The 26,260-nt window shown below is 44.0% G+C and carries 29 protein-coding genes and 1 rRNA gene; 21 read left to right on the top strand and 9 right to left on the bottom strand.

The genetic code is table 11. The features are described from left to right. Window positions 1-49 precede the first annotated feature (49 nt). Window positions 50-1,171, bottom strand: a complete 1,122-nt coding sequence (locus ACP7AK_RS03490; protein ID WP_425878630.1) for a CaiB/BaiF CoA transferase family protein — start codon at window positions 1,169-1,171, stop codon at window positions 50-52. Window positions 1,172-1,384: 213 nt separating this feature from the next. Between ACP7AK_RS03490 and ACP7AK_RS03485 the strand changes: the two genes are divergently transcribed. From ACP7AK_RS03485 to ACP7AK_RS03470, 4 genes are all read left to right on the top strand, one after another. After that, window positions 1,385-2,395: an AraC family transcriptional regulator gene (locus ACP7AK_RS03485; protein ID WP_004645946.1), complete on the top strand. Its 1,011-nt coding sequence runs from the start codon at window positions 1,385-1,387 to the stop codon at window positions 2,393-2,395. A 198-nt stretch (window positions 2,396-2,593) separates the two neighbouring features. Further along, window positions 2,594-3,799 (top strand): acetyl-CoA C-acetyltransferase, encoded by a 1,206-nt coding sequence (locus ACP7AK_RS03480; RefSeq protein ID WP_425878628.1) that lies wholly within the window; start codon window positions 2,594-2,596, stop codon window positions 3,797-3,799. An 11-nt stretch (window positions 3,800-3,810) separates the two neighbouring features. After that, entirely contained in the window at window positions 3,811-5,946 is a 2,136-nt protein-coding gene (locus ACP7AK_RS03475) for a 3-hydroxyacyl-CoA dehydrogenase NAD-binding domain-containing protein (RefSeq protein WP_425878626.1), read from the top strand. A gap of 160 nt (window positions 5,947-6,106) precedes the next feature. Continuing rightward, entirely contained in the window at window positions 6,107-6,454 is a 348-nt protein-coding gene (locus ACP7AK_RS03470) for a hypothetical protein (protein WP_311204701.1), read from the top strand. A 69-nt stretch (window positions 6,455-6,523) separates the two neighbouring features. On the opposite strand, the gene ACP7AK_RS03465 is transcribed toward ACP7AK_RS03470, so the two are convergent. After that, a complete protein-coding gene (locus ACP7AK_RS03465) occupies window positions 6,524-6,955 on the bottom strand; it encodes a GNAT family N-acetyltransferase (protein ID WP_004645950.1) in 432 nt (143 codons plus the stop codon). Next, the gene (locus ACP7AK_RS03460) at window positions 6,949-8,172 is read right to left on the bottom strand and encodes a class I SAM-dependent methyltransferase (RefSeq protein WP_425878623.1); all 1,224 of its coding nucleotides are present in this window, start codon (window positions 8,170-8,172) and stop codon (window positions 6,949-6,951) included. Before ACP7AK_RS03460 ends, ACP7AK_RS03465 begins: the two co-directional genes overlap by 7 nt. Window positions 8,173-8,274: 102 nt before the next feature. Here ACP7AK_RS03460 and trhA point away from each other — a divergent pair, with 102 nt between their 5' ends. From trhA to ACP7AK_RS03445, 3 genes are all read left to right on the top strand, one after another. After that, entirely contained in the window at window positions 8,275-8,919 is a 645-nt protein-coding gene (gene trhA, locus ACP7AK_RS03455; protein ID WP_216986273.1) for a PAQR family membrane homeostasis protein TrhA, read from the top strand. A gap of 142 nt (window positions 8,920-9,061) precedes the next feature. Further along, window positions 9,062-10,369, top strand: coding sequence for an MFS transporter (locus tag ACP7AK_RS03450; protein ID WP_004281697.1), 1,308 nt, complete (start codon window positions 9,062-9,064; stop codon window positions 10,367-10,369). Window positions 10,370-10,501: 132 nt separating this feature from the next. Continuing rightward, complete coding sequence (locus ACP7AK_RS03445; protein ID WP_004281696.1) at window positions 10,502-10,903, top strand: hypothetical protein; 402 nt, start codon at window positions 10,502-10,504, stop codon at window positions 10,901-10,903. A gap of 24 nt (window positions 10,904-10,927) precedes the next feature. On the opposite strand, the gene ACP7AK_RS03440 is transcribed toward ACP7AK_RS03445, so the two are convergent. Next, the gene (locus tag ACP7AK_RS03440; protein ID WP_425878620.1) at window positions 10,928-11,938 is read right to left on the bottom strand and encodes a metallophosphoesterase; all 1,011 of its coding nucleotides are present in this window, start codon (window positions 11,936-11,938) and stop codon (window positions 10,928-10,930) included. A gap of 101 nt (window positions 11,939-12,039) precedes the next feature. On the opposite strand from ACP7AK_RS03440, the gene ACP7AK_RS03435 reads away from it, so the two are divergent. Continuing rightward, window positions 12,040-13,674, top strand: a complete 1,635-nt coding sequence (locus ACP7AK_RS03435) for a phospholipase D family protein (protein ID WP_425878618.1) — start codon at window positions 12,040-12,042, stop codon at window positions 13,672-13,674. 348 nt (window positions 13,675-14,022) lie between these two features. Here ACP7AK_RS03435 and ACP7AK_RS03430 read toward each other — a convergent pair whose 3' ends face one another. Then, window positions 14,023-14,832: a lysophospholipid acyltransferase family protein gene (locus ACP7AK_RS03430; protein ID WP_425878616.1), complete on the bottom strand. Its 810-nt coding sequence runs from the start codon at window positions 14,830-14,832 to the stop codon at window positions 14,023-14,025. Between the two features lie 189 nt (window positions 14,833-15,021). Here ACP7AK_RS03430 and ACP7AK_RS03425 point away from each other — a divergent pair, with 189 nt between their 5' ends. The 8 genes from ACP7AK_RS03425 (at window position 15,022) to ACP7AK_RS03390 (ending at window position 19,959) form a co-directional block, all read left to right on the top strand. Further along, window positions 15,022-15,153 carry a hypothetical protein gene (locus tag ACP7AK_RS03425; protein WP_005104169.1) on the top strand — a complete coding sequence of 44 codons (132 nt, stop codon included), beginning with the start codon at window positions 15,022-15,024 and terminating at the stop codon, window positions 15,151-15,153. A 77-nt stretch (window positions 15,154-15,230) separates the two neighbouring features. Continuing rightward, window positions 15,231-16,571, top strand: a complete 1,341-nt coding sequence (gene hflX, locus ACP7AK_RS03420; protein WP_425878614.1) for a ribosome rescue GTPase HflX — start codon at window positions 15,231-15,233, stop codon at window positions 16,569-16,571. Between the two features lie 40 nt (window positions 16,572-16,611). Continuing rightward, complete coding sequence (locus tag ACP7AK_RS03415) at window positions 16,612-16,983, top strand: hypothetical protein (RefSeq protein ID WP_004281691.1); 372 nt, start codon at window positions 16,612-16,614, stop codon at window positions 16,981-16,983. A gap of 9 nt (window positions 16,984-16,992) precedes the next feature. Beyond that, window positions 16,993-17,667: an LrgB family protein gene (locus ACP7AK_RS03410; RefSeq protein WP_004281690.1), complete on the top strand. Its 675-nt coding sequence runs from the start codon at window positions 16,993-16,995 to the stop codon at window positions 17,665-17,667. Between the two features lie 86 nt (window positions 17,668-17,753). Beyond that, complete coding sequence (locus ACP7AK_RS03405) at window positions 17,754-18,200, top strand: DUF2147 domain-containing protein (RefSeq protein WP_005106118.1); 447 nt, start codon at window positions 17,754-17,756, stop codon at window positions 18,198-18,200. A gap of 203 nt (window positions 18,201-18,403) precedes the next feature. After that, complete coding sequence (locus tag ACP7AK_RS03400; RefSeq protein WP_005248004.1) at window positions 18,404-18,853, top strand: DUF2147 domain-containing protein; 450 nt, start codon at window positions 18,404-18,406, stop codon at window positions 18,851-18,853. A gap of 60 nt (window positions 18,854-18,913) precedes the next feature. Then, window positions 18,914-19,363 (top strand): DUF2147 domain-containing protein, encoded by a 450-nt coding sequence (locus ACP7AK_RS03395; protein WP_425878611.1) that lies wholly within the window; start codon window positions 18,914-18,916, stop codon window positions 19,361-19,363. 149 nt (window positions 19,364-19,512) lie between these two features. Next, window positions 19,513-19,959, top strand: coding sequence for a DUF2147 domain-containing protein (locus ACP7AK_RS03390; protein ID WP_004281686.1), 447 nt, complete (start codon window positions 19,513-19,515; stop codon window positions 19,957-19,959). 52 nt (window positions 19,960-20,011) lie between these two features. On the opposite strand, the gene ACP7AK_RS03385 is transcribed toward ACP7AK_RS03390, so the two are convergent. From ACP7AK_RS03385 to pdxA, 3 genes are read right to left on the bottom strand one after another with little or no spacing between them, the layout of a single operon-like run. Then, window positions 20,012-20,857 carry a symmetrical bis(5'-nucleosyl)-tetraphosphatase gene (locus ACP7AK_RS03385; protein WP_310078432.1) on the bottom strand — a complete coding sequence of 282 codons (846 nt, stop codon included), beginning with the start codon at window positions 20,855-20,857 and terminating at the stop codon, window positions 20,012-20,014. Window positions 20,858-20,863: 6 nt separating this feature from the next. Further along, window positions 20,864-21,676, bottom strand: a complete 813-nt coding sequence (rsmA, locus tag ACP7AK_RS03380) for a 16S rRNA (adenine(1518)-N(6)/adenine(1519)-N(6))-dimethyltransferase RsmA (protein WP_004645966.1) — start codon at window positions 21,674-21,676, stop codon at window positions 20,864-20,866. A 33-nt stretch (window positions 21,677-21,709) separates the two neighbouring features. After that, window positions 21,710-22,678, bottom strand: a complete 969-nt coding sequence (pdxA, locus tag ACP7AK_RS03375) for a 4-hydroxythreonine-4-phosphate dehydrogenase PdxA (RefSeq protein ID WP_425878950.1) — start codon at window positions 22,676-22,678, stop codon at window positions 21,710-21,712. A gap of 305 nt (window positions 22,679-22,983) precedes the next feature. Here pdxA and rplM point away from each other — a divergent pair, with 305 nt between their 5' ends. From rplM to ACP7AK_RS03350, 5 genes are all read left to right on the top strand, one after another. Next, window positions 22,984-23,412 carry a 50S ribosomal protein L13 gene (gene rplM / locus ACP7AK_RS03370; RefSeq protein ID WP_004281682.1) on the top strand — a complete coding sequence of 143 codons (429 nt, stop codon included), beginning with the start codon at window positions 22,984-22,986 and terminating at the stop codon, window positions 23,410-23,412. 13 nt (window positions 23,413-23,425) lie between these two features. Further along, on the top strand, window positions 23,426-23,812 hold the full coding sequence (rpsI, locus tag ACP7AK_RS03365; RefSeq protein ID WP_004281681.1) for a 30S ribosomal protein S9: 387 nt from the start codon (window positions 23,426-23,428) through the stop codon (window positions 23,810-23,812). Window positions 23,813-24,143: 331 nt separating this feature from the next. Beyond that, complete coding sequence (locus tag ACP7AK_RS03360; RefSeq protein ID WP_153566430.1) at window positions 24,144-24,797, top strand: glutathione S-transferase N-terminal domain-containing protein; 654 nt, start codon at window positions 24,144-24,146, stop codon at window positions 24,795-24,797. 9 nt (window positions 24,798-24,806) lie between these two features. Further along, window positions 24,807-25,235: a ClpXP protease specificity-enhancing factor gene (locus ACP7AK_RS03355; protein WP_191112653.1), complete on the top strand. Its 429-nt coding sequence runs from the start codon at window positions 24,807-24,809 to the stop codon at window positions 25,233-25,235. Window positions 25,236-25,253: 18 nt separating this feature from the next. Continuing rightward, window positions 25,254-25,901: a hypothetical protein gene (locus ACP7AK_RS03350; protein WP_425878606.1), complete on the top strand. Its 648-nt coding sequence runs from the start codon at window positions 25,254-25,256 to the stop codon at window positions 25,899-25,901. A 248-nt stretch (window positions 25,902-26,149) separates the two neighbouring features. On the opposite strand, the gene rrf is transcribed toward ACP7AK_RS03350, so the two are convergent. Continuing rightward, window positions 26,150-26,260 (bottom strand): 5S ribosomal RNA (gene rrf, locus ACP7AK_RS03345); the annotation flags it as partial.

Here is a 26,260-nt window from a genome sequence, read left to right as displayed (position 1 = left end):
AAAAATTTCCTCTCATTTCATTAATAATCTAATTAACACGTTAAGAATATTACCAATTTTGACTTTCTCCCAATTGCTGTCCTACAAACTCATAGCGTATCGTAGAACGTGAAAATTTAATCGGACAAGCCAATTGTGCTTCGGTCTGCTGACTGCTGGATTTGAGTGGCACCTGTACTATCCATCCCCGCTGCTGGGCCAGATCGGAATGTAACGCTTCTTCAAGTTTGAGCACCGGTTCAACACAGACATCCAACGCGGCAAACAGCGTTTGCCATTCAGATAAAGACTTGGTCTTGATTTTATTCTGAATCGCCTGCTTCACCACAGCATGATCTTCAGCGGCATAAGAAGCGCCTTTGTCCAGGAGAATCGGCAGTTCTAAAGCCTGTGCCAGCCCCTGCATAAATGGTGGTTCCAGGCTACCAATCGACAAATAACGCCCATCCTGGGTTTCATAATAATCATAGAAAGTTCCACCATTCAGATAGCCGGATTCTGGAGATTGATGCTGATTGCCAGCCAGACTGGCAGAAGCTGCCAGATTGCTCATCGTTACCACACAATCGGTCATGGAAATGTCAATGTACTGGCCTTTGCCACTTTGTTGGCGTTCAATCACCGCGGCCAGAATCGCAATCACGGCATGCATGGAACCACCTGCAACATCGGCGACCTGAATTCCCAAGGCTGGTGGACCATTTTCAATCCGCCCACTGTGTCCGGCAATTCCGGACAAAGCCAGATAATTAATGTCGTGCCCTGCCTTATCTTTATATGTGCCAGTTTGGCCGTAACCGGTAATGGAACAGTAAATCAGTTTCGGATTAATTTCGCTTAAGGTTTGATAGTCTAGCCCAAGACGTTGCATTACACCGGGACGGAATTGCTCAATCACAATGTCATAATCTGCAATCTTGGATTTAACCAGTTCAATATTCGCAGGATCTTTCAAATCCAGTGCAACCGATTGCTTGTTTCGGTTCAAATAACTTTGTGAAGTGGCCTGTCCATTGGCAAAGGGTGGCATTAATCGCAACAGGTCCGGTCGGGTTGGTGATTCAATATGCACAACTTCTGCACCTAAATCAGCAAGATATAATGTGGCAAACGGGCCGGGTAAAAGTGTAGAAAAATCTAGGATTTTCAATCCTTTTAATGCATATGACATTGGAGTATTTGCTCTACTTATATTGCTTTTTTCAGCATCTTAGGCACATAAATGCATAAAAACAATGTCATGTTCAGCCATTTACCTTGATAGTTTCGGCAATCTAATATGTAAGAAAATGGCAAAGGTATTCTTGTAAATTGCCATTGCTTTATTATTTTTCGTCATTTAGGTCAATTATTAGTGAACATTAAAGAGACTGAAGGATTAAACATGAGTCGTGATACGATCAGTATCCACTTCGTCAATGCAGCCTTATCTGGCGTTAAGCGTCTGGGCATGGATGTCGATACTTTATTGTCTCACGTCGGGATTGAAGCAGAACTGCTGCATCAGCCCAAAGCGCGTATTTCGCCTGAACAATATACCCGCTTTATTAAAATGCTGTGGATGGTGACCCAGGACGAGCATGTCGGCTTTGACAAACAGCAACGCCGGTTGGGTACTTTTGCGATCATGTGCCAGCTGATCATTCATGCCAAAACTCTGGGTGATGCACTGGAACTGTCTTCCCAGTTCTACAAACTCTTTGGTGATGACTGGTCGGTGACCCTGGAACGCGACAAACACGAAGCACGTCTGGTTCCGCTGATTCCAAATGCGATGGATCCGGATCATTTCATTACTGAAAGCATGCTGATGATCTGGCATGGCTTGGCGTCTTGGCTCATTGAGCGTCGCCTGCCACTGGAACGCGTGCATTTTAGCTACCCTCGTCCAGACCATGCCGATGAATATGATGCCCTGTTCTTTGCGCCGGTAATGCAGTTCGATATGCCACGCACCGAGATCACTTTTGCTGCGGATTATCTGGACCTGCCAATTCGCCAGAATGAAGAAACCTTAGAAGAGTTTTTGAAAGCTGCGCCGGCACAATTGCTGGTGAAATTCAAAAACACCAACTCGCTGACTTCACGTATTCGTGATGTGCTGAAGAGCCAGATTGGCGAAGAAATGCCGACATTAAACGATGTCGCGTCGATGCTTTATCTATCACCGCAAACCTTGCGCCGCCGTCTGGCAGCCGAAGGCAAAAGCTATCAAGGCGTAAAAGATGCCTTGCGCCGTGATGCAGCAATTCACCTGTTACTTAATCCGGATCTGACCCTTGAAGATGTTGCACAACAAGTCGGTTTCAGTGAAACTAGTACTTTCCACCGCGCCTTCAAGAAATGGACCGGTGTAACCCCGGGTCTGTATCGTCAATTGCATGGCTATCATTAATCAAATGATGTTGCGAAATAACATTTAAAAATTAAAATCAGTTCTCTCCGCCTAAGCATTAGCTTAGGCTTTTTTATAATTACAATTGGCTAAATCGCTCAATTGATCTGACCCGTTCTCGTCATTGCACTTCAAAAATTAAGGATTACACTCGAATCATTAGAATAATTTTCATTAAATCAATAAAAGGAACATGCTATGAGCGAGGCATATATTATTGACGCCATTCGTACGCCACGCGGAAAAGGCAAAAAAGATGGATCTTTACATCAAGTAAAACCCATTTCATTACTGACTGGTTTACTCAATGAACTGAAAGACCGTCACGGACTGGACACCTCAAAAGTCGATGATATTGTGCTGGGTTGTGTCACCCCGATTGGTGATCAGGGGGCCGATATTGCCAAGACCGCTGCCATTGCTGCGGGTTGGGACAATGATGTCGCTGGCGTGCAAATCAACCGTTTCTGCGCTTCCGGACTCGAAGCTGTCAATCTGGCCGCACAAAAAGTCCGTTCTGGCTGGGAAGATCTGGTCGTTGCAGGCGGCGTCGAATCCATGTCCCGCGTAGCGATGGGTTCTGATGGCGGCCCTTGGGCGCTTGACCCTGAGACCAATATGGCCTGTGATTTTATTCCGCAAGGTATCGGTGCAGATTTAATTGCCACGATTGACGGTTATACGCGTTCTGATGTAGATCAATTTGCCGAACAATCACAACAGAAAGCAGCTGCCGCTCAAGCCAATGGTTATTTCAACGCCTCTGTTATCCCGGTAAAAGACAAAGCTGGTGTGGTGATTCTGGACAAAGATGAATTTATCAAACCGACAACGACCGCAGAAGGCCTGGGCAAACTCAATCCAAGTTTCGCCACTATGGGGCAAATGGGCTTTGATGCAATTGCCCTGCAAAAATATCCTGAAGTGGGTGCTGTCAATCATGTGCATCATGCAGGGAATTCTTCAGGCATTGTCGATGGTGCGGCTGTGGTTTTGATCGCATCGGAACAAGCAGTAAAAGAACAAGGTCTGAAGCCACGTGCCAAAGTACTGGCGACGGCACTGGTCGGTGCAGATCCGACCATTATGCTGACCGGCCCTGCCCCGGCTGCTCGTAAGGCCTTGGCGAAAGCCGGTTTAACAATTGATGATATTGACCTGTTTGAAGTCAATGAAGCTTTTGCTGCCGTGGTGATGCGCTTTATCAATGAAATGAAGGTTGATCCTGCCAAGGTGAATGTCAACGGCGGTGCAATTGCCATGGGACATCCACTCGGTGCGACTGGTGCGATGATTTTAGGGACGTTATTGGACGAGTTAGAACGCCAAGGCAAAAAGCGGGGTCTGGCTACACTTTGCGTAGGTGGCGGTATGGGCATCGCAACCATTATTGAACTGGTTTAAGGAGAAAAACAATGAGCGCAATTCAGTTTGAAAAAAATGCCGACAATATTGATATTTTAACTTTTGATTCTCCAAACCAGTCTGCCAATACCATGAATGCAGATTTTCGTGCTGCCTTGGCTGAAACTGTAGAAAAACTTAAAGCCGATGAAAACATTAGCGGTATCATTTTCCGGTCTGCGAAAAAAACCTTCTTTGCTGGCGGCGATCTGGATGAACTGATTCAAGCCACGCCTGAGCATGCGACTGAATTCTTCAACATGATTGAAGAGATGAAAGCACAAATGCGCTATATCGAAACTCGCGGTATTCCTGTCGTTGCTGCACTGAATGGTACGGCGCTCGGCGGTGGCTGGGAAATTGCCCTGTGTGCCCATCATCGTATTGCCCTGAATGACCCTAAAAGCAAATTTGGCCTGCCTGAAGTCACACTGGGTTTATTACCAGGTGGCGGTGGTATCGTCCGTAGCATCCGCCTGCTCGGTCTGCAAAATGCCCTTCCTTTATTAATGGAAGGCAAACAGTTTGGAGTCGATAAAGCTAAATCTTTAGGGCTGATTCATGAGGTCGCAGACAGTACCGATGAACTGTTGAAAAAGGCCATTGCCTGGATCAAAGCCAATCCAAAATCTCAGCAGCCATTCGATGTAAAAGGCTATAAAATTCCGGGTGGTAGCCCTTCGACACCAGCAGTTGCCCAGATGCTGGCAATTGCTCCGGCGATGCTACGCGATAAAACCAAAGGCTGCTACCCTGCACCTGAAGCGATCATGTCGGCTGCGGTAGAAGGTGCACAGGTCGATGTCGATACAGCCCTGACCATTGAATCGCGTTACTTTACTTATCTGGCGACCGGTCAAATTTCTAAAAATATGATTGGCACCTTCTGGCATGGTCTGAATGCAATCAAATCCGGTGCCAGTCGCCCTCAAGGTCTTGAAAGGTGGAAAGCCACTAAAGTCGGTATTTTAGGTGCGGGCATGATGGGTGCTGGGATCGCCTATGCCACTGCCAGCAAAGGCATTCCAGTGGTGCTAAAAGACATTTCAATCGAAGCGGCTGAAAAAGGCAAAGCCTATAGCCAGAAACTGCTGGATAAAAAAGTCGCTCAAGGGCGTTTATCAGCCGAGAAACGAGATCAGTTTTTAAGCCTGATTCAAACAACCGCATCTAGTGCAGATCTAGCGAGTTGTGACCTGATCATTGAAGCCGTCTTTGAAAATCCCGCGCTCAAGGCTCAAGTCACGCAAGAGGCAGAGCAATATCTTATCAGCAACGGGGTGATGGCTTCGAATACCTCGACCCTGCCGATCACAGAATTAGCCCAGGCTTCAAAAAATGATCAGAACTTTATCGGCCTGCATTTCTTCAGTCCGGTCGATAAAATGCAGCTAGTCGAAATTATCAAAGGTAAAAATACCTCGGCAGAAACGCTGGCCAAAGCTTTCGATTTCGTGCAGCAGATTGGCAAATTACCGATTGTGGTGAATGACAGCCGTGGCTTCTTTACCAGCCGCGTGTTTGGCACCTTTGTACAGGAAGGCTTGCGTCTGCTAGCAGAAGGCGTACATCCGGCACGAATTGAAATGGCAGCTCTCAAAGCCGGTATGCCGGTAGGCCCGTTGGCGATTCAGGATGAAGTGTCCTTGACCCTGTCTGAACATGTGGCCAATGAAAGATACAAAGCTTTAGGAGCACAAGGTCAGACCATCACTAAATCACCTGCGGATGACGTGATTCACAGCATGATTCACGAATTTAACCGTAAAGGTAAGGCCGCAGGCGCAGGTTTTTATGATTATCCGGCCGATGCCAAAAAGCAGCTCTGGTCTGGTCTCAGCCACTGGAAAAAAGACAACGATATTTCTGAACAGGAAATGATTGACCGCTTCCTGTTTGTACAGGCACTGGATACGGTTCGCTGTCTAGAAGAAGGTGTTTTGGAATCTGTCGTTGATGCCAATGTCGGTTCCATTTTTGGTATTGGCTTTGCCGCCTGGACGGGCGGTGCAGTACAATTCCTGAATCAGTATGGTTTAGCCAAAGCCGTGACCCGTGCCAAAGTACTTGAAAATAAATATGGCGAACGCTTCAAAGCCCCACAACTCCTCAAAGATCGCGCAGCACACGCCCAGCCGATTCAATAACTTAGGCACTTAAATAAAAGAGGAACGTGTTTCCTCTTTTTTATCTTCTGGATTTGCTTAATGCACTGGATAGACTCATCTGATGACAGATTTCGATCTGCTTTTTGATCAATTTATGTTATAAAGTTACATAAGTTTGATATCCACGTGGGTAAGACCTATGACTGATCACAGTTCACCTGAAAAATCTCCTTGGGGCTGGAAAGCACTTATCATCTTCTGTATTTTAGGTGGATTATTCATGCTTATTTTTTGGCTCGCGATAAGTAATGAACCGGATTACATGCCAAGCCAGCAAAATAAACAAACTACCCAGCAACACGCTTTTAAAAATGCACCGACGATGTCTCCAGAAGCCATTGCCAAAGCGCAAGCAGATCGTGAATCACGTGAAGCTGCCAATACTGCTCATCCAGGTACGACAGCCGCTGAACACAATATGTCAGCTGAAGAACATGCCAATATGGATAATGCCGAGCACAGCTCAAATGCAGCACATGGCCACTGATCCAGATTCAGTCTATGCATAAAAAAGCGAGGTCAATGCCTCGCTTTTTTGTATTTGAAGGGCTGAAAATTAAAGTTTTAAATACATATCAATATGCGGAATACCACAATCCAGATATTCCTCACCTTGAGCTTCAAATCCCAGCGCTTGATAGAAGCCAATGGCATGCACTTGCGAAGATAGCTTGACCAACTCACGCTGCTCTGCACGCGCATAGTCAATCACGGCCTGCATCAAGCGCTGACCAACACCTAAACCGCGTGTTGTTGCTAGGACTGCAACCCGACCGATACTGTTATTTGACAATAAGCGTGCTGTAGCAATCGCCTGATCCTGCTGAAAAACAATGAAATGTACAGCAACCACATCCTCAGCATCCCACTCATCTTCAGCTGCTATATGCTGTTCTTGAATAAATACGGCTTCACGAATCGCTTTGGCATACACTGCCAAAGCTTTCCAGCTGCCGGACACTATTTTCAGTTCTGGGTTGTTTAGCATTTAGAACCAATTCCCTGCTGATCCCACTGGTCATTGAGCAACAATTCCAGTGAATGTTTCTGGATACCATACATCTCTTTTAAGGCCTGAATTTGTGCCAGAACCGCCTGATCAGGTTGTTGATAGTCTTTACGTTTTGTCGCCAGAATCATTTTATTTTTACTGGTATGTTCCAGCGCCACAAATTCAAAAACTTTGGTTTCATAACCATAAGCTTTGAGCAGTAAAGCACGAATGGTATCGGTCAACATTTCTGCCTGCTGTCCGGCATGAATACCAAACTGTAACATCGGGCTGAGGACTTTTGGCGCCTGCAACTGCGGACGCAATTCCTTATGACAACACGGTGCACACATGATCATCTGTGCATTCAGGCGAATCCCGCTATGAATCGCAAAATCTGTTGCTACATCACAGGCATGTAAGGCAATCATCACATCCAGACGTTCTGGCGCATAAGTACGCACATCCCCCTGGAAAAAGTCCAGCTGATCAAAACCAGATTGCTGCGCGACATTCTGGCAGAATTCAACCATTTTCGGATTAAGCTCTACCCCGGTAACATACGGCGTTTGACCATGTTTTTGTATATAGTCATATAAAGCACAAGTCAGATAGCCCTTACCCGAACCAAAATCCACCACGCGCAGGCCTTCAGCCTGTGGCTTAATCTGTGCCAATGCACCTGAGAAGATTTCTACAAACTTATTAATCTGCTTCCATTTACGCGCCATGCTCGGAATGATTTGCGCTTTTTGATCGGTAATACCGAGATATTGGAGAAAGATGCTGTCCTGATCGACATAACGTTGTTTAATCCGGTCATGGCCTTGTTCAGCAGGCTTCACCTGATTCATCGTGGCTTTATGTTTGCTACGCGTTAACATAGCTTTTTTCTTGTTTTTTTTCAGCTGTAATTCTTCATCTACTGTCATCAGATTGGCCTGTTTGCAACACGCCAGTAGTGAAGTAACCTGGAATAATGCTTCATCTAAAGGATAATTTTTCGTGACATCCTGCGTCTTGTAACGATATAGACAGCTCAATACGCGCTGTTCATTTAATGTAATGACTCGCAAGGTCATTTTCTCTAAATCCTGCAGTTCACCTTTATACTGGCTTAAGATCAGGCGATCGAATTGATTCCTTTCAACAGCTTGCTGAAAGGTATCCAAGAATTGCTGTTCCTGATCTGAGAGAGTTGCCAACGTTGACATAGATAAAACCTGAAATGAATTGCGCATCAAGTTTAAATCTTCTTAACCTAAAAGCAAAATTGAATTACTATACAAGTGTATATTTGAAAAAGAATGACATTCATGCAGAATGCTCCACTGGTTCCAGATTATGATCAAAATGAGGAACGGATTAACTATATTAGTCATGGTGTAGGTGCCGGGCTGTCCATTATTGCCGGTATTCTTTTGATTATTAAAGGGTCTTACCTGAGTACTGGACAATGGATTGGTCTTTGGGTTTATGCACTGAGCATGATTCTGTTATTTTCTGCTTCCATGCTTTACCACATGGCCACTGCAGCAGACCGTCGTTATTTTTATAAAAAAATCGATCATACTGCGATTTATTATTTAATCGCCGGAACTTATACCCCTTTCCTATCGATTGCCATTCCGACCGCCAAAGCCCAGTATTTATTGATTGCACTGTGGGTGATTGCCCTTCTTGGTACACTTTTCAAGTTCGTTTTCATTCATCGTTTCCAGAAACTTTCTTTAGCGGCTTATCTGGCCATGGGCTGGCTGGCGCTGCTGGTGATTGATGATATGCAGCAATATTTAAGTGTTCAATCTTTAACCTTTCTCATCATTGGTGGACTCGCTTATACCGTGGGTGCATTGTTTTACGCTTTAAAAAGAGTAAGATATACCCACGCTATCTGGCACATATTTGTATTGATAGGCGCAGGATCACATTTTCTGTCTATCTATCTTTACGTGATTTAATCATCTCCTTTTTCATTTCAGTGACCCTGAGCGAGTTGAAGCGAGAAGATTGCAGTTGTTTTTTTAAAAAATTACGCCTTTTTTAAAAAGATTACGCTTTTAAAACTAAGTTTTTTTATTTTTAGTAAGTGTAAGGTTTTCCATGGCGTCGTCTAATTCTGCTGCTCAGCCAGCACAAAATTCAAAATTTCGCGTTTTAACAGCAAGCTTGGTAGGCACTACAATCGAATTCTTCGATTTTTATATTTATGCCACCGCTGCTGTCATTATTTTTCCGTATCTGTTTTTCCCTACCAGTACAGATCCGATGACCGCAACCATTCAGTCTCTTGCGACTTTTGCCATTGCATTTATTGCCCGTCCGATTGGTGCAGCATTATTTGGTCATTTAGGTGACCGGATCGGACGAAAAGCCACCTTGGTTGCAGCTTTGCTGACTATGGGGATTTCAACCGTTGCGATTGGTCTATTGCCAACTTATGCGCAAATCGGAATTGCTGCGCCACTGTTACTTGCACTGTGCCGTTTAGGTCAGGGCTTGGGTCTGGGTGGTGAATGGTCAGGTGCGGTACTTCTTGCAACTGAAAATGCCCCGGAAGGCAAACGTGCCTGGTATGGCATGTTCCCGCAACTGGGTGCTCCGATCGGCTTTATTCTGGCAACAGGTTCTTTCCTGACGCTTGGCGCTTTCATGTCTGAAGCTGACTTTATGGCTTGGGGCTGGCGTATTCCGTTTATCTCAAGTGCCTTGTTGGTAATTGTCGGTTTATGGATCCGTTTAAAACTGCATGAAACGCCTGCTTTCCAGAAAGTGCTGGATAAACAAAAAGAAGTAAATGTTCCTTTTGTTCAAGTGTTCAAAAAGCACTCTCGTATGCTAGTTCTGGGTACGATTGCTGCAATCTGTACATTTGTTGTGTTCTACCTTACTACGGTATTTGCATTGCAATGGGGAACCAAACAACTCGGTTATTCCCGTGAAGAATTCCTGCAATTGCAGTTAGTTGCAACCCTGTGTTTTGCTGCATTCATCCCGCTTTCAGCAGTATTGGCAGAGAAATTTGGCCGTAAGACTACTTCCATTGCGGTATGTGTCATTTCTGCGATCTTCGGTATCTTCTTTGCAGATATGCTTGAATCTGGCAGCACCTTGGTGGTGTTCCTGTTCTTGTGTATTGGTCTGGCGATTATGGGCTTAACTTATGGGCCAATCGGTACTGTATTGTCTGAAATCTTCCCGACTTCAGTACGTTACACGGGTTCTGCATTGACCTTTAACTTGGCAGGCATTTTCGGCGCATCATTTGCACCGTTAATCGCAACCAAGCTGGCAACAGCCTATGGTTTATCTGCAGTCGGTTATTATCTGACCGCAGCATCTATCCTGTCACTTGTCGCGTTTTTGCTGATTCGTGAAACCAAGAATGATGATGTAAATAATCAGATCTAAGATTTTAGATTGATTCAAAAGCCAGCACTTGATGCTGGCTTTTTTTATGATTTCACAACAAAACTCGGCTACTTATCTCGTTAAATTTGCTCAACAATCAAATGAACTCAATTCAAAAAATGAGGCAAGGCCATGCAGGATCTTATTGAATACCTATCGCAGGAGCAGTTGGTCAATATCATTATTTTGCTGGAAGATGATAAAAAATTAGAAGCTGTTCGCTATATCACCGAGAATACGCCCTTGGATGAAGCTCAGGCACTGCAAGTGATTGATGAAATTGTGCGGGAACATGATGTGGTCATGAAGCATGAAAGTACCGGTCCACGCTTTAGTGATGATGCCGCTGATATCGACCTGGTGACACCACCACTGGAAATCCCCACCCATCCTAGTTTGAGCACATCCACAGAAGCTGAAATTACTGCACAGCAATTACGTGAAAATGTGCCAACCCGAAAAATCGAAAAGAAAATTTGGATGATGGCGGCCGTCGCGGTGGTGTTATTGATTCTGGTCTGGATCATCAGTTAACGCGGTACAGCACGTCGACTGAATTTAAATCAGTTCAATAATATCAATGGTAGGCGGCACCCGGAAACGGAAAGGCACGCCGACCAAGCCGGTACCGACAGTAACGAACACATCTGCATGTTCATGGCGGTACATGCCCTTTTTATGTCCCAAAATTGAAACCTTTTTCATGACGTAATTAGTTAGCCAAGGCAGCTCTACCTGTCCGCCATGAGTATGCCCGGACAGCATCAGAGGGCGCGTCGGCAGTTTGGGAATCATATCGACCGTATCCGGGTTATGCGAAAGAATGACCCAAGGCTTGTCCTGAGGCAAGTCTGGCAAACTGCGCATATCGGCTTTTCCAGCCCAGAGATCACCCACGCCCAAAAGTCGGAATTCATCAAATTCGACAATTTGACCTTCGATATCCATGACCTGATTGACTTGCAGTGCATAGTGCAACAGTTCGCGAATCGGCGGTCCGGGATATTGCTCGTCATGGTTACCATTGACTGAATAGACCGGAGCGTGAATCTCTTTTAAAACTGCCAATTCCTGTGCCAGTTTATTTTCTGGCTCGTAAGTCCAGTCGCCAGCAACCACCACCAAATCAGGTTGAATATGATTTAATTTGTGTACAATTTGTCGCAACTGACGCTCATGACCCGAAAACAGACCGATATGCAAATCTGCAATCAGGGCGATTTTCACCGGCTGCTTTAAACGTTTATCTGCATTGATCTGATATTGTGTCGTTTTCACTTGAATTAAATGCGGCTCGATAAAGCGTGCATAAGTCAAAACCCCACTGAGCAAAAATACAAAAATGGCTTCATGCAGCGAATAATACCCCGTCCATCCAGCATAAATACTGAAGAAAACCAAAGGGATTAATAAATAGGCAAGATAAAACGCCAGCAAATGACCAAAAGCTTTAAAGGGATGAATGGTTTCGGTACGTGATTGGCTCGACCATGCCTGAGCCACAGCCCAGATGACTAAAATCGCCATTCCCAAGTAAAAATAAAACAGTACGGAATTCGAATCCCACATAAATTGGCCTTATTCAGTCGAGCAGCAGATTACTGGCTTTATATTTATCTTTTCATAGCTGGCAATTATACTCAATTCTAATTTTTCATTCTTCGACTTATATGGCCACTGCTCCCCGCGATCAAGTTCATCTTCAATCCTCAGGTTTTATGCGCACTCATCGCTATAAAGCCGGCATTTTACTGAGCTGTAGCCTGGTACTGGGTCTGCCTGCATGTAGCACCTTACCCAAGCAAACCGAACAGCCAAGCCAGATGGCATTTGAAACGGATACATCGCAAACCAGCCTGGCACAAATTGTTGAACCTTTACGTGATCAGAACATCGGGTTGACTGGTTATCGCGTGCTGTATGATCCGCTTGAAGCACTGGCTGCGCGGATTCAGCTGATTAATAAAGCGGAACGTAGTCTGGATCTGCAATATTACATCTGGGATAACGACCGGATCGGTTCCCTCGCCCTGCATGCGATTATTCAGGCAGCAGATCGTGGCGTAAAAGTGCGCCTGCTGATGGATGACAATAATGCCAAGAAAATGGAAGGGATTTATCTGGCCTTAAACCAGCATCAAAATATCGATGTCAAACTGTATAATCCCTATCGCTTTCGTAAATACCGCGCCATGGACATGGTGCTGGATTTAAAGCGCATTAACCGCCGCATGCACAATAAAAGCTTTATTGCCGATAACCAGATTGCCTTGATTGGCGGGCGCAATATGAGTAACCAGTATTATAATGTCAGTGAAAGCTATCAGTTCTCTGATGTCGATGTGATGCTGGTCGGTGCGGCATCGGATGAAATCATTCATTCCTTCGATGAATACTGGAATGATGATTATGCCTATCCGGTGCAAGAGGTTGTGAATCCACGGCATCATGCTTTACGTTTTCCAAGCTTAAAACAGCAGCTAGAAACCCATAGTCAGGATCCAGCGACTCAAAATTATCTGGATCTGGCCAATCGTTCCAGAGCCTTTGACCAATGGCTGGAACAAAACATTCAGCTGGATTGGGTTGAAGCCGAAGTAGTCAAAGACCCACCGAGCAAAATCAAAGCCAAAGCCAAAACCGAAGAACATCTCAATTTCCAGTTATTACAGCGTCTGGAAAAACCTGAACAAAGTGTCGATATTGTCTCTGCCTATTTTGTCCCGGAAAAAATTGGTGCAGACCGTTTAAAGAAACTGGCGAATGAGAATATCAAGGTTCGCGTCCTGACCAACTCTTTTAAGGCCAACGACGTTGCCGTGGTGCATGCCTTTTATGCCAAATATCGTCAGGATCTATTGGAAAATGGGGTGCAGCTGTATGAGTTCTTGGCAGCGCCAGAAGCCAATCACCTAAATGCCAATACTGAGGAAATTTCGAAAAAAGCTAAAGTCAGCCTGAAAGGACTGAGCCGTTCCAGCCTGCATGCCAAACTGATGGCACTGGATCAAAAACAGGTGTTTATTGGTTCTTTTAACTTTGATCCGCGTTCAGCCTATTTGAATACTGAAATTGGTGTGTTGCTGAACAGTCCGTCTTTAGCACGTGCAGTACACGACACCATGGACAAAAATTTAAGCAAATATGCGTATAAACTGGTGCTCGATGCGAATCAGAACATTAACTGGAAAATCAAGAAAGCCAATGGTGAGGTTCAAACCTTTAGTAAAGAACCAAAAATGAAATGGTATCAGAAAGCTGGACTTAAACTGTTGTCGTGGCTGCCGATTGAAGGTTTTATGTAAGCTTGATTCTTTGAACAACAATCCTAAAAAGTTTCTTATGGAATAATGGCGTCAATTAACGAGTTTAGAAAAAACTCCTTAATTATTTTCAGTGAACAACAGCATCTTTTCATTTTAAATTAAACGATTATAGTCTATATGCTACTTTTGTTTCGGCAAAAGTAGCCAAAACCATTTTTCACCCGCAAAACTCGTCCACTATGATCAACAATCAGATTCATCGCAAAAACAATCATTTTTTAATATCGTCCTGCCTCAGACAGTTGCGGGTGACGTTTCCACGTATCCTCTATAATCCATGTATAAAAAAATTAAAGTCGATCAATTTACAAACTAACTCGGATTATCTTATTGAGGCTTTTTTAATACCCGTGACTGAAGTTCAACCAAACCTGTCTGCATTTTTTCCTGGACCACACGGGTGAGGCTTTCAACTGTATGCCCTTCCGTGCTAATTGCAGGTAAAGCCACTAAATGTGCAATGACTTGCGGCATTTCCAGTACTTTTTTGACATGGGCGGCAAAACTGATGTCATTGACAAACGGCGCAACCATATCCAGGTCGCCCTGCTGATTCACATAACAAATCAGACAGATTTGTACAGGACGCTGCGCTTCAATCGCGGCACCTAAAATCCGGCCATGCACTTTTTTGATGGCTCGCCCATCAGAAGTCGTCGCTTCAGGAAAGAACAGCACCGGAATATTCTGTTTGAGAAAACCGGTAATTTGTTCACGGATCCTGACTGAATCTCCTGAACCACGTTTAATAAATAAAGTACCCCCACCCTTGGCCAATTTGCCTAGAATTGGCCAGTTCTCAATTTCTGCTTTCGCCAGAAAAAATACGCGTGCCCCTGAACCCAGAACTGCAATATCGAGCCAGGACACATGGTTACTGACCCATAAGGCGGGTTCACGCGGAATCTCGCCATGTACCCGCACTTCGATATTGAATACTTTGCATAACTGGCGGCAAAAATGTTGCACATAGCGAGTATTGGTCGGGTTATTCGGATTTTTATATAAGCCATGACGAAAAACCAAATAGAACCCCTCACTGATGGTGGCCAATGAGGCGGTAATTTTCCGGCTATACAGAAAAAACTTGGCCAAGCCTTCGATATCTGGAGTCTGGTTTTGTACAGTTGAGTTCATAAAAACGTCATTAAATCCTAAGCGAGATACAGGGAATATCCACGAATTAAACTCATTCTATACTGTTCATTCGCAACTTGCATTGATAATAAAAATCGACCAATAACATCTATATCTTCAATTTTAATTGGATTAAAAAATCATTCAAAATAAAACTATCGAAATATTAGATTGAAAAGGATCGTAGCCATGCCAGATCAAACCCAGCCCGCGAACGACACACCTCCGCCTTTACAAGTGCTCAAATATATTTTGGGCGGCACCTTCATCTATGCCGTGGTACTGGTAACACTTGCACAACTGTTTATCAGCGCACTTTAAACCAAAGCCGCGCTAATTCGGTATCTGCTCAGCCCTTTTTCAACTACACTAAAGTTTTCAAGTGGAGATTGGCCTGAGTGGAATATTTACAACAACATCGAGGGAAAGAGCACGTCATTCTGGTGAGTGTCAGCGTACAGATGCTGGAAGACCTTGATGCTGAAGAGTTTCGTTTGCTGGCACAGTCTGCAGATGCTGAAATTCTGGAACATATTTATGCTCAGCGGGTGAAACCCGATGCCAAATTTTTTATCGGCTCCGGCAAGGCAGAAGAAATTGCTGAACGTGTTGAGGAACTGGATGCCAATCTGGTTATTTTTGACCATGCTCTAACCCCAGCCCAAGCCCGAAATCTGGAACAGGTGATCAAATGCCGTGTGGTCGATCGTACCGAACTGATTCTGGATATTTTTGCCCAGCGTGCACGTACCTACGAAGGCAAGCTGCAAGTTGAACTGGCACAATTACAGCATTTATCTTCGCGCTTGATTCGTAGTCGTGGCAATCTCGATAGCCAGAAAGGCGGGATCGGTTTGCGTGGTCCGGGTGAAACCCTGCTGGAAACAGATCGGCGCTTGCTACGTATCCGTATGGGGCAACTCAAGGCACGTATTGATAAAGTCCGCCAAACCCGGATGCAAGGCCGTGTTGCCCGTCAAAAAGCAGCTGTTCCAACAGTATCTTTAGTCGGTTATACCAATGCCGGCAAGTCGACCCTGTTTAACTTACTCGCCAACAGCGATGTTTATGCAGCCGATCAGCTGTTTGCCACTTTGGACCCAACCTTACGGCGTCTGGAATGGGATGGAATCGGCAATCTGGTACTGGCCGATACGGTAGGTTTTGTCCGTAATCTTTCCCATTCACTGGTAGAATCCTTTAAGGCAACGCTGGAAGAAACCGTTGAAGCCACACTGTTACTGCATGTGATTGATTCAAGTAGCCCAGAGATGCTGGAACAGATTGAAGCCGTTGACAAAGTGCTGAAAGAAATTGGGGCCGATGTTCCCATCCTTCAGGTCTACAATAAAATTGACTGTAGCGGTGAAGAAGCCAAAATTATTTATCGACGCCCGGGCGAACCGGAACGGGTCTATGTCTCGGCACATAGTGGCGAAGGTATCGACCTGCTGCGTAAAGCGGTACATGAGTCCTTGATGGGGCAACTACAGTCCTTCGATTTAATCCTGAAACCTGCCTACGGCAAGCTGCGTAACCAGCTCTATGGTCTGAATGTGATTCAGTCTGAACATTATGATGATGAAGGCCAACTGCATCTGCACATTCGAATTGCGCCACAAAAACTGGAACAATTGATTAAACAGGCGCATTTACCCTTGGATGAAATTCTGGGCAAACAGGCGCAGCAGTTTCAACGTCCACTGGAAGCGTTTGAAATCCAGTCAAAGATCGAGTAAAACTTGATAAGTAAACTTATTAATATTAATGATTATAGCAATGAACTGGATAAAACGAATAGATTGGCCAGCATGGATCGGCACCCTGTTACTTATTATTGTCTTTCGGGAAGCTTCGGTTTGGTTAATGACCCAACTGAATCATCCTGAATTAGGCAATCTGGTCGGGTTATTGAGCCTTTTAATTGCGCTGTTTACCTGGCGCTACTTTGGCAAACTCCCCGCTCGCCTCGTGGATACCAATAACAAATTAATGAAGGAAAGTGCCTTTGCTTTCCTGCCTGTCAGTGCAGGTGCACTGATGATGCTGGTACATATGGGCCAGAAAATTCCGGCCTTTCTGTTCATCATGTTTTTCAGCACCCTGATTCCTTTATGGATTTACGCCAAAATGGCCAAGCGCTGGTTATAGGAGTTCCGCATGTTATCTATTTTGTATGGCTTTGCGGTTACGCTCAGCGCCTATCTGATTGCCAAACCCTGTAACCGGTTCATACCGCAAATTCCCGTCATCGTGTTCAGCATGTTCTTTGTACTGGTGATTTTATTTGTGCTGGGCATTCCCTATGAAAATTACATGGATGAAGTTAATCCGCTTTTCAACCATTTACTCGGCTATGTGACCGTCGCCCTGGCGATCCCTCTGGCCGCGATGCGCTACGATGACTTGCCGCTCAAAGCCATTATCGGCATTTTGGTTTTTGCCAGTATCAGTGCTGTCGCCTTGCCGATGGGACTGGCTTATCTGCTGCATATGTCCTCTGCAGATATTATGGCGTTTGCTACCCGCGCAGTGACCACTCCAATTGCGATTAATATTGCCACCTTGCTGGATGCACCCATCAGCATGGTCATTCTGATCGTGATTCTTTCTGGCGTGATTGGTGCAGCTTTTTCTCCATTTATTCTGAGACATATTAATGATGAACGTGCCTCCGGATTGGCTTTAGGACTGGCCGCACATGCCATCGGCACAGCTCAGGCCTGGCAGCGCGGCAGTGTTGCAGGTCGTTATGCTGCTTTTGGCATGGCGGTAAATGCGGTCTTTACCGCGATCTGGTTGCCAACTTTTATACTTTATTTGCAAAAAATGTGACTAGTGAATCAAATTATTCATTTGTTTTATAGGGTAATCGTTCTTACTATAGAGTAAGAACACTAATCTCACCTAGGAACAGATATATGAAAAAGGTTCAATTCTTTTCAACTTTACTTTTAGCCTCTTTCAGCCATCTGGCTTTGGCCTCTGACCTTTCAGGGACATGGAGAAATATTGACGACAAAACTGGTTCACCTAAAGCATTCCTCGAAATTCGTGAGACGGCTTCCGGCGTCTATGCTGCCAAGATCACAAAAATCACCCCGCGTCCTGGATATACCCCGAAAGAAAACTGTGTGTCCTGTCCTGCACCTTATACCAATAAACCTATTCTCGGCCTGGATGTGCTCACTGGCTTAAAGCACGTCGGCAATAACAGTTTTGCTCAAGGCAAGCTGCTTGATCCATTATCAGGGAATCTTTATAACACCAAGGCAAAATTAAGTGCCAATGGGAAACGTCTTATTCTACGTGGTTATATCGGGGTATCAGCCCTTGGCCGTAGTCAAACCTGGATTAAGCAGGATTAATTCCTGCTTAATTAAAAAAATGTGATGGAGTTATGCTTTAGTAGATAGAAGCTTGCATTTTAATGCATTAAGTTGTATGAATATTAAACATATGCTTTTTTCATGCAATATAGATTATGAAAGTGTATTAACGTAGTTTGCATCATCGTTCACCACATGGAATTAGGTGAATGTTCATAAAAAAATAAGGATAAGGATATCGCATGTATAAAATCGCAATTTTAACTGTTTTTTCAGCTTCTTTATTCACAGGCTCTATGGCTTTTGCTCAGGAGTTATCTGGTCTCTGGCAACAGATTGATGATAAAACTGGTTCACCTAAAGCATTGATTGAAATGAAAACTCAGGCTGATGGCTCGTATACCGGAACGATTACTAAAGTCACACCTCGCCCAGGTTATACACCACGAGAAAAATGTGTCAAATGTCCATCACCTTATACCGATAAACCGATTTTGGGATTAGACGTTATTAAAGGACTGAAACCCACCACCAAAAATAACTATGCACATGGCCGGGTACTCGATCCACTCACCGGCAAAATTTATGATTTAAAAGGGCGGATTTCTGCCAATGGGAAACGACTGACTTTACGTGGATATATCGGAATATCTGCGATTGGTCGCACACAAACCTGGATTCGCCAGGATTAATAAAAACAGCACTTTTGTGTTGAGGATATTTTATTCATCTATAAAAAAGGAATAAATATAATGAAACAAACTAAATTAGGATTAATGTTCATCGCTGCACTGATGACTGGGACTGCTTATGCGCAGGATCTGACTGGCATCTGGCAGCAAATTGATGATAAAACCGGCTCACCAAAAGCGATTATTGAAATTCGTCAAAATGATAATGGGACTTTTGCTGGAAAAATTATTAAAGTAACTCCACGTCCAGGCTATACCCCACAGAAAACCTGTAGTAAATGTCCTGCACCTTATACCAACCAGCCGATCTTGGGCATGGATGTATTGACTGGCTTAAAACATGTGGAAGGCACCAATAATTATGAGAAAGGTAAAGTGATTGATCCATTAGCAGGTAAAATTTATGATGCTCGAGTGCGTCTGAATGCCAATGGCAAACGTTTAACCTTACGTGGTTATGTCGGTGTGTCCGCTTTAGGCCGTAGCCAGACCTGGATTCGCCAAGATTAACACCTAATTCTCATTATTCGAAAAAGCTGCCAACTTGGCAGCTTTTTTTATAGTGCATCAACTCTATAGTATTCAGATAAGTGTTGACTATTTTAGTAAGATTTCTAACATGAGCGGGCGATGATAAAAATTCTTTGGAATGACTCTCTATGTTTAAAAAAATATTACTTGCCGCGCTTACAGCAGGATGTATGACCAATCTTTGGGCAGACGATATTACCGGGACCTGGCAACAAATTGATGATAAAACGGGAGCGGCTAAAGCGATTATCGTTATTAGCAAAGAAGCAAATAATACCTATTCAGGCAAAATTGTAAAAATCACGCCTCGCCCAGATTATAATCCACGTGAAAAATGCAATAACTGCCCTGCACCTTATACCAATCAGCCTATTTTAGGCATGACCATTTTAAAAGGCCTAAAACTGGTTGAAGGCACCAAGAACTATGACAAAGGTCGTATTATCGACCCATTGGCAGGTAAAATTTATGATGCAAAAATGCGTTTAAACAATACCGGTAAACGTTTAACCTTACGTGCCAGCATTGGCGTTTCAGTTCTAGGCCGTAACCAGACCTGGATTCGAGCAGACTAAATTTTAAAACTAAAAAAGCCACGTAATCACGTGGCTTTTTTAATAGCTTTACTTACATCACCGGATTATCTACTGCAAACATCTGCTGATCTTCTAGGCGGAATGCCATCAGTTGATTGCCCCAGACACAACCGCCATCTACATTCTGAATCTTGTTCGAAATGGTTTTACCGTTCAAAGCGGCCCAGTGACCAAACAGGATCTGATGAGTTTGTGCTGTCTGTGATTCAAACTCAAACCAGGGTCTGAAGCCTTCTGGCATTGGATCATTCAGTGAATCTTTAAAACTATATTCCAGACGTCCCTCAGCGTCAGTTAAACGCATTCGGGTGAGGTAGTTCACGATACAGCGAATACGTTCATGGCCTTGTAGCTGATCCGACCAAAGTGCGGGTTCTTTCCCGAACATTTCTTTCAGGAAATCATCCAGCACATCAAAGTCATCATGAGCCATGATCGCTTCAACTTCTTGGGCCAATTGCGCAGTTTTTTCTGCACTCCAGATATTCGGAATCCCAGCATGCGTCAGAATGGTCTGCTCATTCGGAAATAGACACATTGGCTGTTTTCGCAGCCAGTCAATCAAGTCATCACTGTCGATCGCATCAATCACATCACGGACATTGTCTTTTTCTTTCACCGGTTTGATGCCGCGGGCATAAGCCAGCAAAGTCAAATCATGATTTCCCAAGACCGTCGCAGCCGCACCTTGTTCAGCCAGCTTTTTGATAAACCGCAACGCTGCAATTGAGTTTTCACCACGTGCAACCAAATCTCCAGCAAACCAGATAAAATCTTGTTCTGCATCAAACTGGATTTCTTTAAGCAAAGCTTTCAAGGCCTCAAAACAGCCTTGAACATCACCAATCACATAATTATATCGAGCAGTACGGTTCATCGTAATTTAAGCCACCATTTGATCTGAAAGTGCAACAAACTGTTCAAGGGTCAGGGTTTCTGGACGCGCCATCGGGTCAACACCCGCTTTTTCAAAACCCTCCTCAACCAGCATACCCTTCAAGCTGTTACGCAGAGTTTTACGACGCTGGGTAAATACATGCGATACCAGACGTGCTAGCGCTTTTTCATTCTTCGCCACAATCGGTTTAACTTTATAAGGCTCCAAACGGAACACTGCTGAGGTCACTTTTGGTGGTGGATTAAAAGATCCAGGTGGCACTTCGAACAAGAAAGTCGGTTTACAGAAATATTGAATCATCACCGACAGACGGCCATACTCCTTGGTATTGGGTGATGCGGTAATGCGGTCCACCACTTCTTTTTGCAGCATGAAATGCATGTCTTGCACTTTGTCACCAAATTCCAAGAGATGGAATAATAGTGGCGTTGAAATATTATAGGGCAAGTTACCGACGACACGTAATGGACGATCTTCCTGGAACAATTGAGAATAATCATATCTCAATGCATCGGCTTCAATAATGGTTAAACGTTCAGGATGCGGCACACGACCCGGCAGGCCAGCAGCCAGATCACGATCCAGCTCAAGTACGGTTAAGGCATCACATTCACCAATTAAAGGTGAAGTCAAAGCGGCCAGACCCGGGCCAATTTCCAGAATGTTCTGACCTGGACGCGGATTGACTGAGCGTACAATTTTGGCAATGACACGCTGGTCATGTAAAAAGTTTTGACCAAATCTTTTTCGAGCCTGATGCCCTTCATCTTTTGGGTTTAAGGCATTAATTTGATACATAAAAACATTTCCAACGTGAGTGATGAACAATAATCAGTGGCGCGCCAGATCGAGGGCTAAATCGACAGCAACGTGCAGGCTGGAACTTTTCGCAAGTCCCGTCCCCGCAAGGGAGAGTGCTGTGCCATGATCAACAGAAGTTCGAATAAACGGTAAGCCGAGGGTAATATTAATGGCTTCACCAAAGCCCTGTGATTTTAACACAGGTAAGCCCTGATCGTGATACATCGCCAGAACAGCATCAGCATCTTTTAGGTTTTCTGGAGTAAATAAAGTATCAGCAGGCAGGCTTAAACTCATGTTGATACCTTGGGCACGATAGCTTTCGAGTACCGGATTGATCACTTCAATTTCTTCCATCCCCAAATAACCGCCCTCCCCGGCATGCGGATTTAAACCGCAAACCAGTATATTCGGCTGTTCAATCTTGAATTTGGATTTCAGGTCGTGAATCAGAATATCAATCACCTGATGCAAGCGTTCAGGCGTAATCGCATCTGCCACGGCACGAAGCGGAAGATGGGTAGTGGCCAAGGCCACGCGTAAAGTTTTGGTGGCCAGCATCATGACTACACGTGGAACACCAGCAAATTCCTGGTAATACTCGGTATGACCACTAAAAGAAATGCCCGCTTCATTTATCACGGACTTTTGTACAGGCGCAGTCGCGACGCCGACACTTTTTCCTGACATGGCATAGTCTGCGGATCGACGCAGTTGCTCCAGTACATAAGCCGCATTGTTCGGATTCAGCTCACCCAATACGACGTCTTGCTGCACGGGAACATGCTCTACAAATAGCTGACCGATGCCTGAAGATGACTCCTGTCCTTGATATTCAATCAGCTCAACCGATAATTTGAGTATCTGAGCACGTTGCTCGAACATATGAATATCCGCCAATACCACAATTGGGCGCTCATCAACACGATCTGCAAGACTCAGGCAAATATCAGGACCAATTCCGGCAGGTTCCCCACTGGTGACATATAAAGGCAGCATCATCTTCTCAATTTGGCAAAGCTGAGAAATATTATAACCCGATCACGCCTACGCTGTAGTAATCATTGCAAAGAGTACTTATAAATCAATATTTTGATACCATTGAAACTATGGTTACAAATATAGTTGCAGTTTTTGTAGCATATAAAGGCTTAGGTCTTTCTTTCACCAGGGAGATTAGATAAAATACAGCGCTTGAAATTTTAATTTTCATTTGTGATTCTTCACGTATTCGTTTAGAATCGCGTCTCCTTTAGTTTGGACAGATTCCATAGTCCAAACCAACTATAATAGGTAGTGGTTTAATGAAAACTCTCAGCGCTAAGCCAGCTGAAGTTCAACACGACTGGTACGTTGTTGATGCTTCTGGCAAAACTTTAGGTCGCCTTGCGACTGAAATCGCTCGTCGTTTACGCGGTAAGCATAAAACTTCTTATACTCCTCACGTTGACACTGGCGACTACATCGTTGTTATCAATGCTGAAGAAATCACTGTGACTGGTAAAAAGTCACAAGATAAGAAATACTATCGCCACACTGGTTTCCCTGGTGGTATCCGTGAGACTAACTTTGAAAAGTTAATCGCTCACAAACCAGAAGCAGTTCTAGAAAAAGCTGTTAAAGGTATGTTACCTAAAGGTCCTCTTGGTTATGCAATGATCAAGAAAATGAAAGTGTATGCAGGTACTGAGCATCCACACGCTGCTCAACAGCCACAAGTTTTGGACATCTAAGGGATAACAGCACATGGCTACTAATTATGGTACAGGTCGCCGTAAGACCGCAACTGCACGTGTTTTCCTATCAGCTGGTACTGGTAAACTCGTAATTAACAACCGTACTCTTGAACAGTATTTCGGTCGTGAAACTGCTCGTATGGTTGTTAACCAACCACTTGAGCTTCTTGAAGCTACTGACAAATATGACCTTTACATCACTGTTGCTGGTGGTGGTATTGGTGGTCAAGCAGGCGCTATCCGTCACGGTATTACTCGTGCATTGATCGCTTCTGACGAAACTTTAAAACCTGCTCTTCGTCAAGCTGGTTTCGTTACTCGTGATGCTCGTGAAGTTGAACGTAAGAAACTTGGTTTACGTAAAGCTCGTAAACGTCCTCAGTTCTCTAAACGTTAATTCGTTTACCGAATCGGACAAAAAACCCTGGATTTTCCAGGGTTTTTTTATGGCGGTTAGTGGGTCATTTAGAACTTTTTTCTTGTTATTGTTCATGTACATCCTTACCCCATACCCCTTCGTGACACCAGAATGACTTCATCAAATAATAATTTGCGATCCCAATACAGATAAACAGCAAAATGACAGGAAGCTTGATCAGCATCTTATTTTCCTCCAGTTGTTTTTCTTATAATCTACCTCGGCTCAAGCCGATTGATCTTTGATGCTTGGTGCTTTTTAGGTTGAATTTTAGTATCCTAGTCTATTCATTAGAAGCTCATCAGGATTTATGTCAGTCGAAAGCGCGCCTCTTCAAGGAATCACTCTCTATAGTCATGCCGATGACTTTCGTTCCCATTGGATTCGCTATGTGCTTACCGAAAAACAGATTAAATATAACCTGATTTTGGTGGATGCCGATGATGAGGATCTGGCCAGTCTCAATCCTTATAATCAATTGCCGATGCTGATCGAAAATGAACTTAAATTATTTAATACTTCGATTATCTCAGAATATGTAGATGATCGTTATCGTCAGAATAAACTGTATGCCGATGCTCCAATGCCCCGCGCAGAGCAACGACAATACATCTGGCGCTTTGAAAATGACTGGTTAAAGCTGGCTGATATCATGTTACGCCATCCTGATACGCTGGATAAGAAAGCGAGAACTCAGGCACAAAAGCAGTTACAGGATATCCTGATTTCACTGATGCCACTCTTCCAGCATTTTCCCTATTTTATGTCTGAACAATTTAGTATCCTGGATTGTATGCTGGCACCAATTTTTATCCGTCTGAAACAGATGGGTGTAGAATTACCACAGCAGCAATGCCGTCCGTTTTATTTATATTGCCAACGAATTTTTAGTCGTCCTGCCTTTGTGAAATCCATGACATTGCAGGAAAAGAACCGTTATTCAGTGCAACTCAAACATCCATAGAGAAACATCATGTCCGAACAAGAATTCAACCTTAGCCCTACCCGTCCCTATATGGCACGTGCAATCTATGAGTGGGTTTGCGATAACAATATGACGCCTTACCTGCTGGTGGATGCCACACGCCCAAATACCATGGTTCCTGAGCAGTTTATTAAAGATGGACAGATTGTTCTGAATATTGTGCCACATGCCGTGCATGCGCTGCATATGAGCAATGATGCCATTAGCTTCTCGGCTCGCTTTGGTGGCGTTTCTCGTGATATTTATGTTCCTATGGCAGCAGTACTCGGTATTTATGCACGTGAAAATGGTCAAGGTTTATTCTTTGATCCAAGTGAATATGAGCATACACAAAATGATGAAGATGCTTTAAAATCAAGCACTGAAGAACAAACTGAACAACCAAAGAAAAAACCGACTTTAAGACTATTAGATTAAAAATAATGGAGCAAGTGAATGGCTTTTGATTTAGTACAATATTTTGTTGAACAGATAGAGACTCAAAAGCCTGAGCTTCTAAAAGACTATACAAAAGAAGAAAGACGAAAATATATATCAGAAATCAATGCCTTAACTTTAGGTAAACTTATTACTGAATGGCGTCATAACCCACAAAAAATTTATAATGAAATCAACCATCCTGATGAATTATATATCCTGGAAATCGTGCGTCATCTCGCTACCAGTCCGGAAAATCAATCTACCTTGGATCGAGCTCAGCTTGAGCACAGTACTTCAGAAATTTTTCATTTACAACTTATCGAATTAAAACAACTGCATGATACCGGCAATCATAATATCCATAGCATCCAGGAATTACTGACCGGGCAAATTGAACATTTATCTGGTCAAGCAGATGATTGGGTTTGGACAACAAACAAGCTAACAGAACTCAAAGGCTCTAAACCAATTGTGCAAGAAGAGCTATCATTGGAAGCATCAATGAAGGAGTTTAATCAAATGTTAAGCCAGAATCAGCAGCATCAAGATGTCGAAGAAGTCATTGTTATCAATACCCCAACATGGGCAAAGATTGCTGAGCCCATCGTAGCGATTGCCATTCTTTGGGTATTAATCGCAGCCGTAATGCGTGTATTCGGCTAAAATGGTCTGCAATAAAAAAACCAGCGAATCGCTGGTTTTTTATTTTGTAAAATTTATAAGATCAGCTTGTAAACTCTTATAGCGCTAGCTTTACAGAGATCCCAATAGATCAAACAAATCGACAGGACTCATCCGCCTCAGAAGAATCTGATTAGCTTCGAGATATAAATACGTTAAAGATCTTATCTAAAAACCCGCGCATAAAAAAACACCCCCGGCCTTATGGTCGGGGGTGTTTAGGAATAATGAGCTGGCGATGACTTACTCTCACATGGGTAACCCCACACTACCATCAGCGCTAAGAGGTTTCACTTCTGAGTTCGGGAAGGGATCAGGTGGTTCACTCTTGCTATGGTCGC

Origin of the sequence: Acinetobacter sp. TWP2-2-3, from assembly GCF_049896445.1 — a bacterium.
Taxonomy (GTDB): domain Bacteria; phylum Pseudomonadota; class Gammaproteobacteria; order Pseudomonadales; family Moraxellaceae; genus Acinetobacter.
Note: the sequence above shows the minus strand (reverse complement) of the source record. Positions and strands in the feature narration are given on the sequence as shown.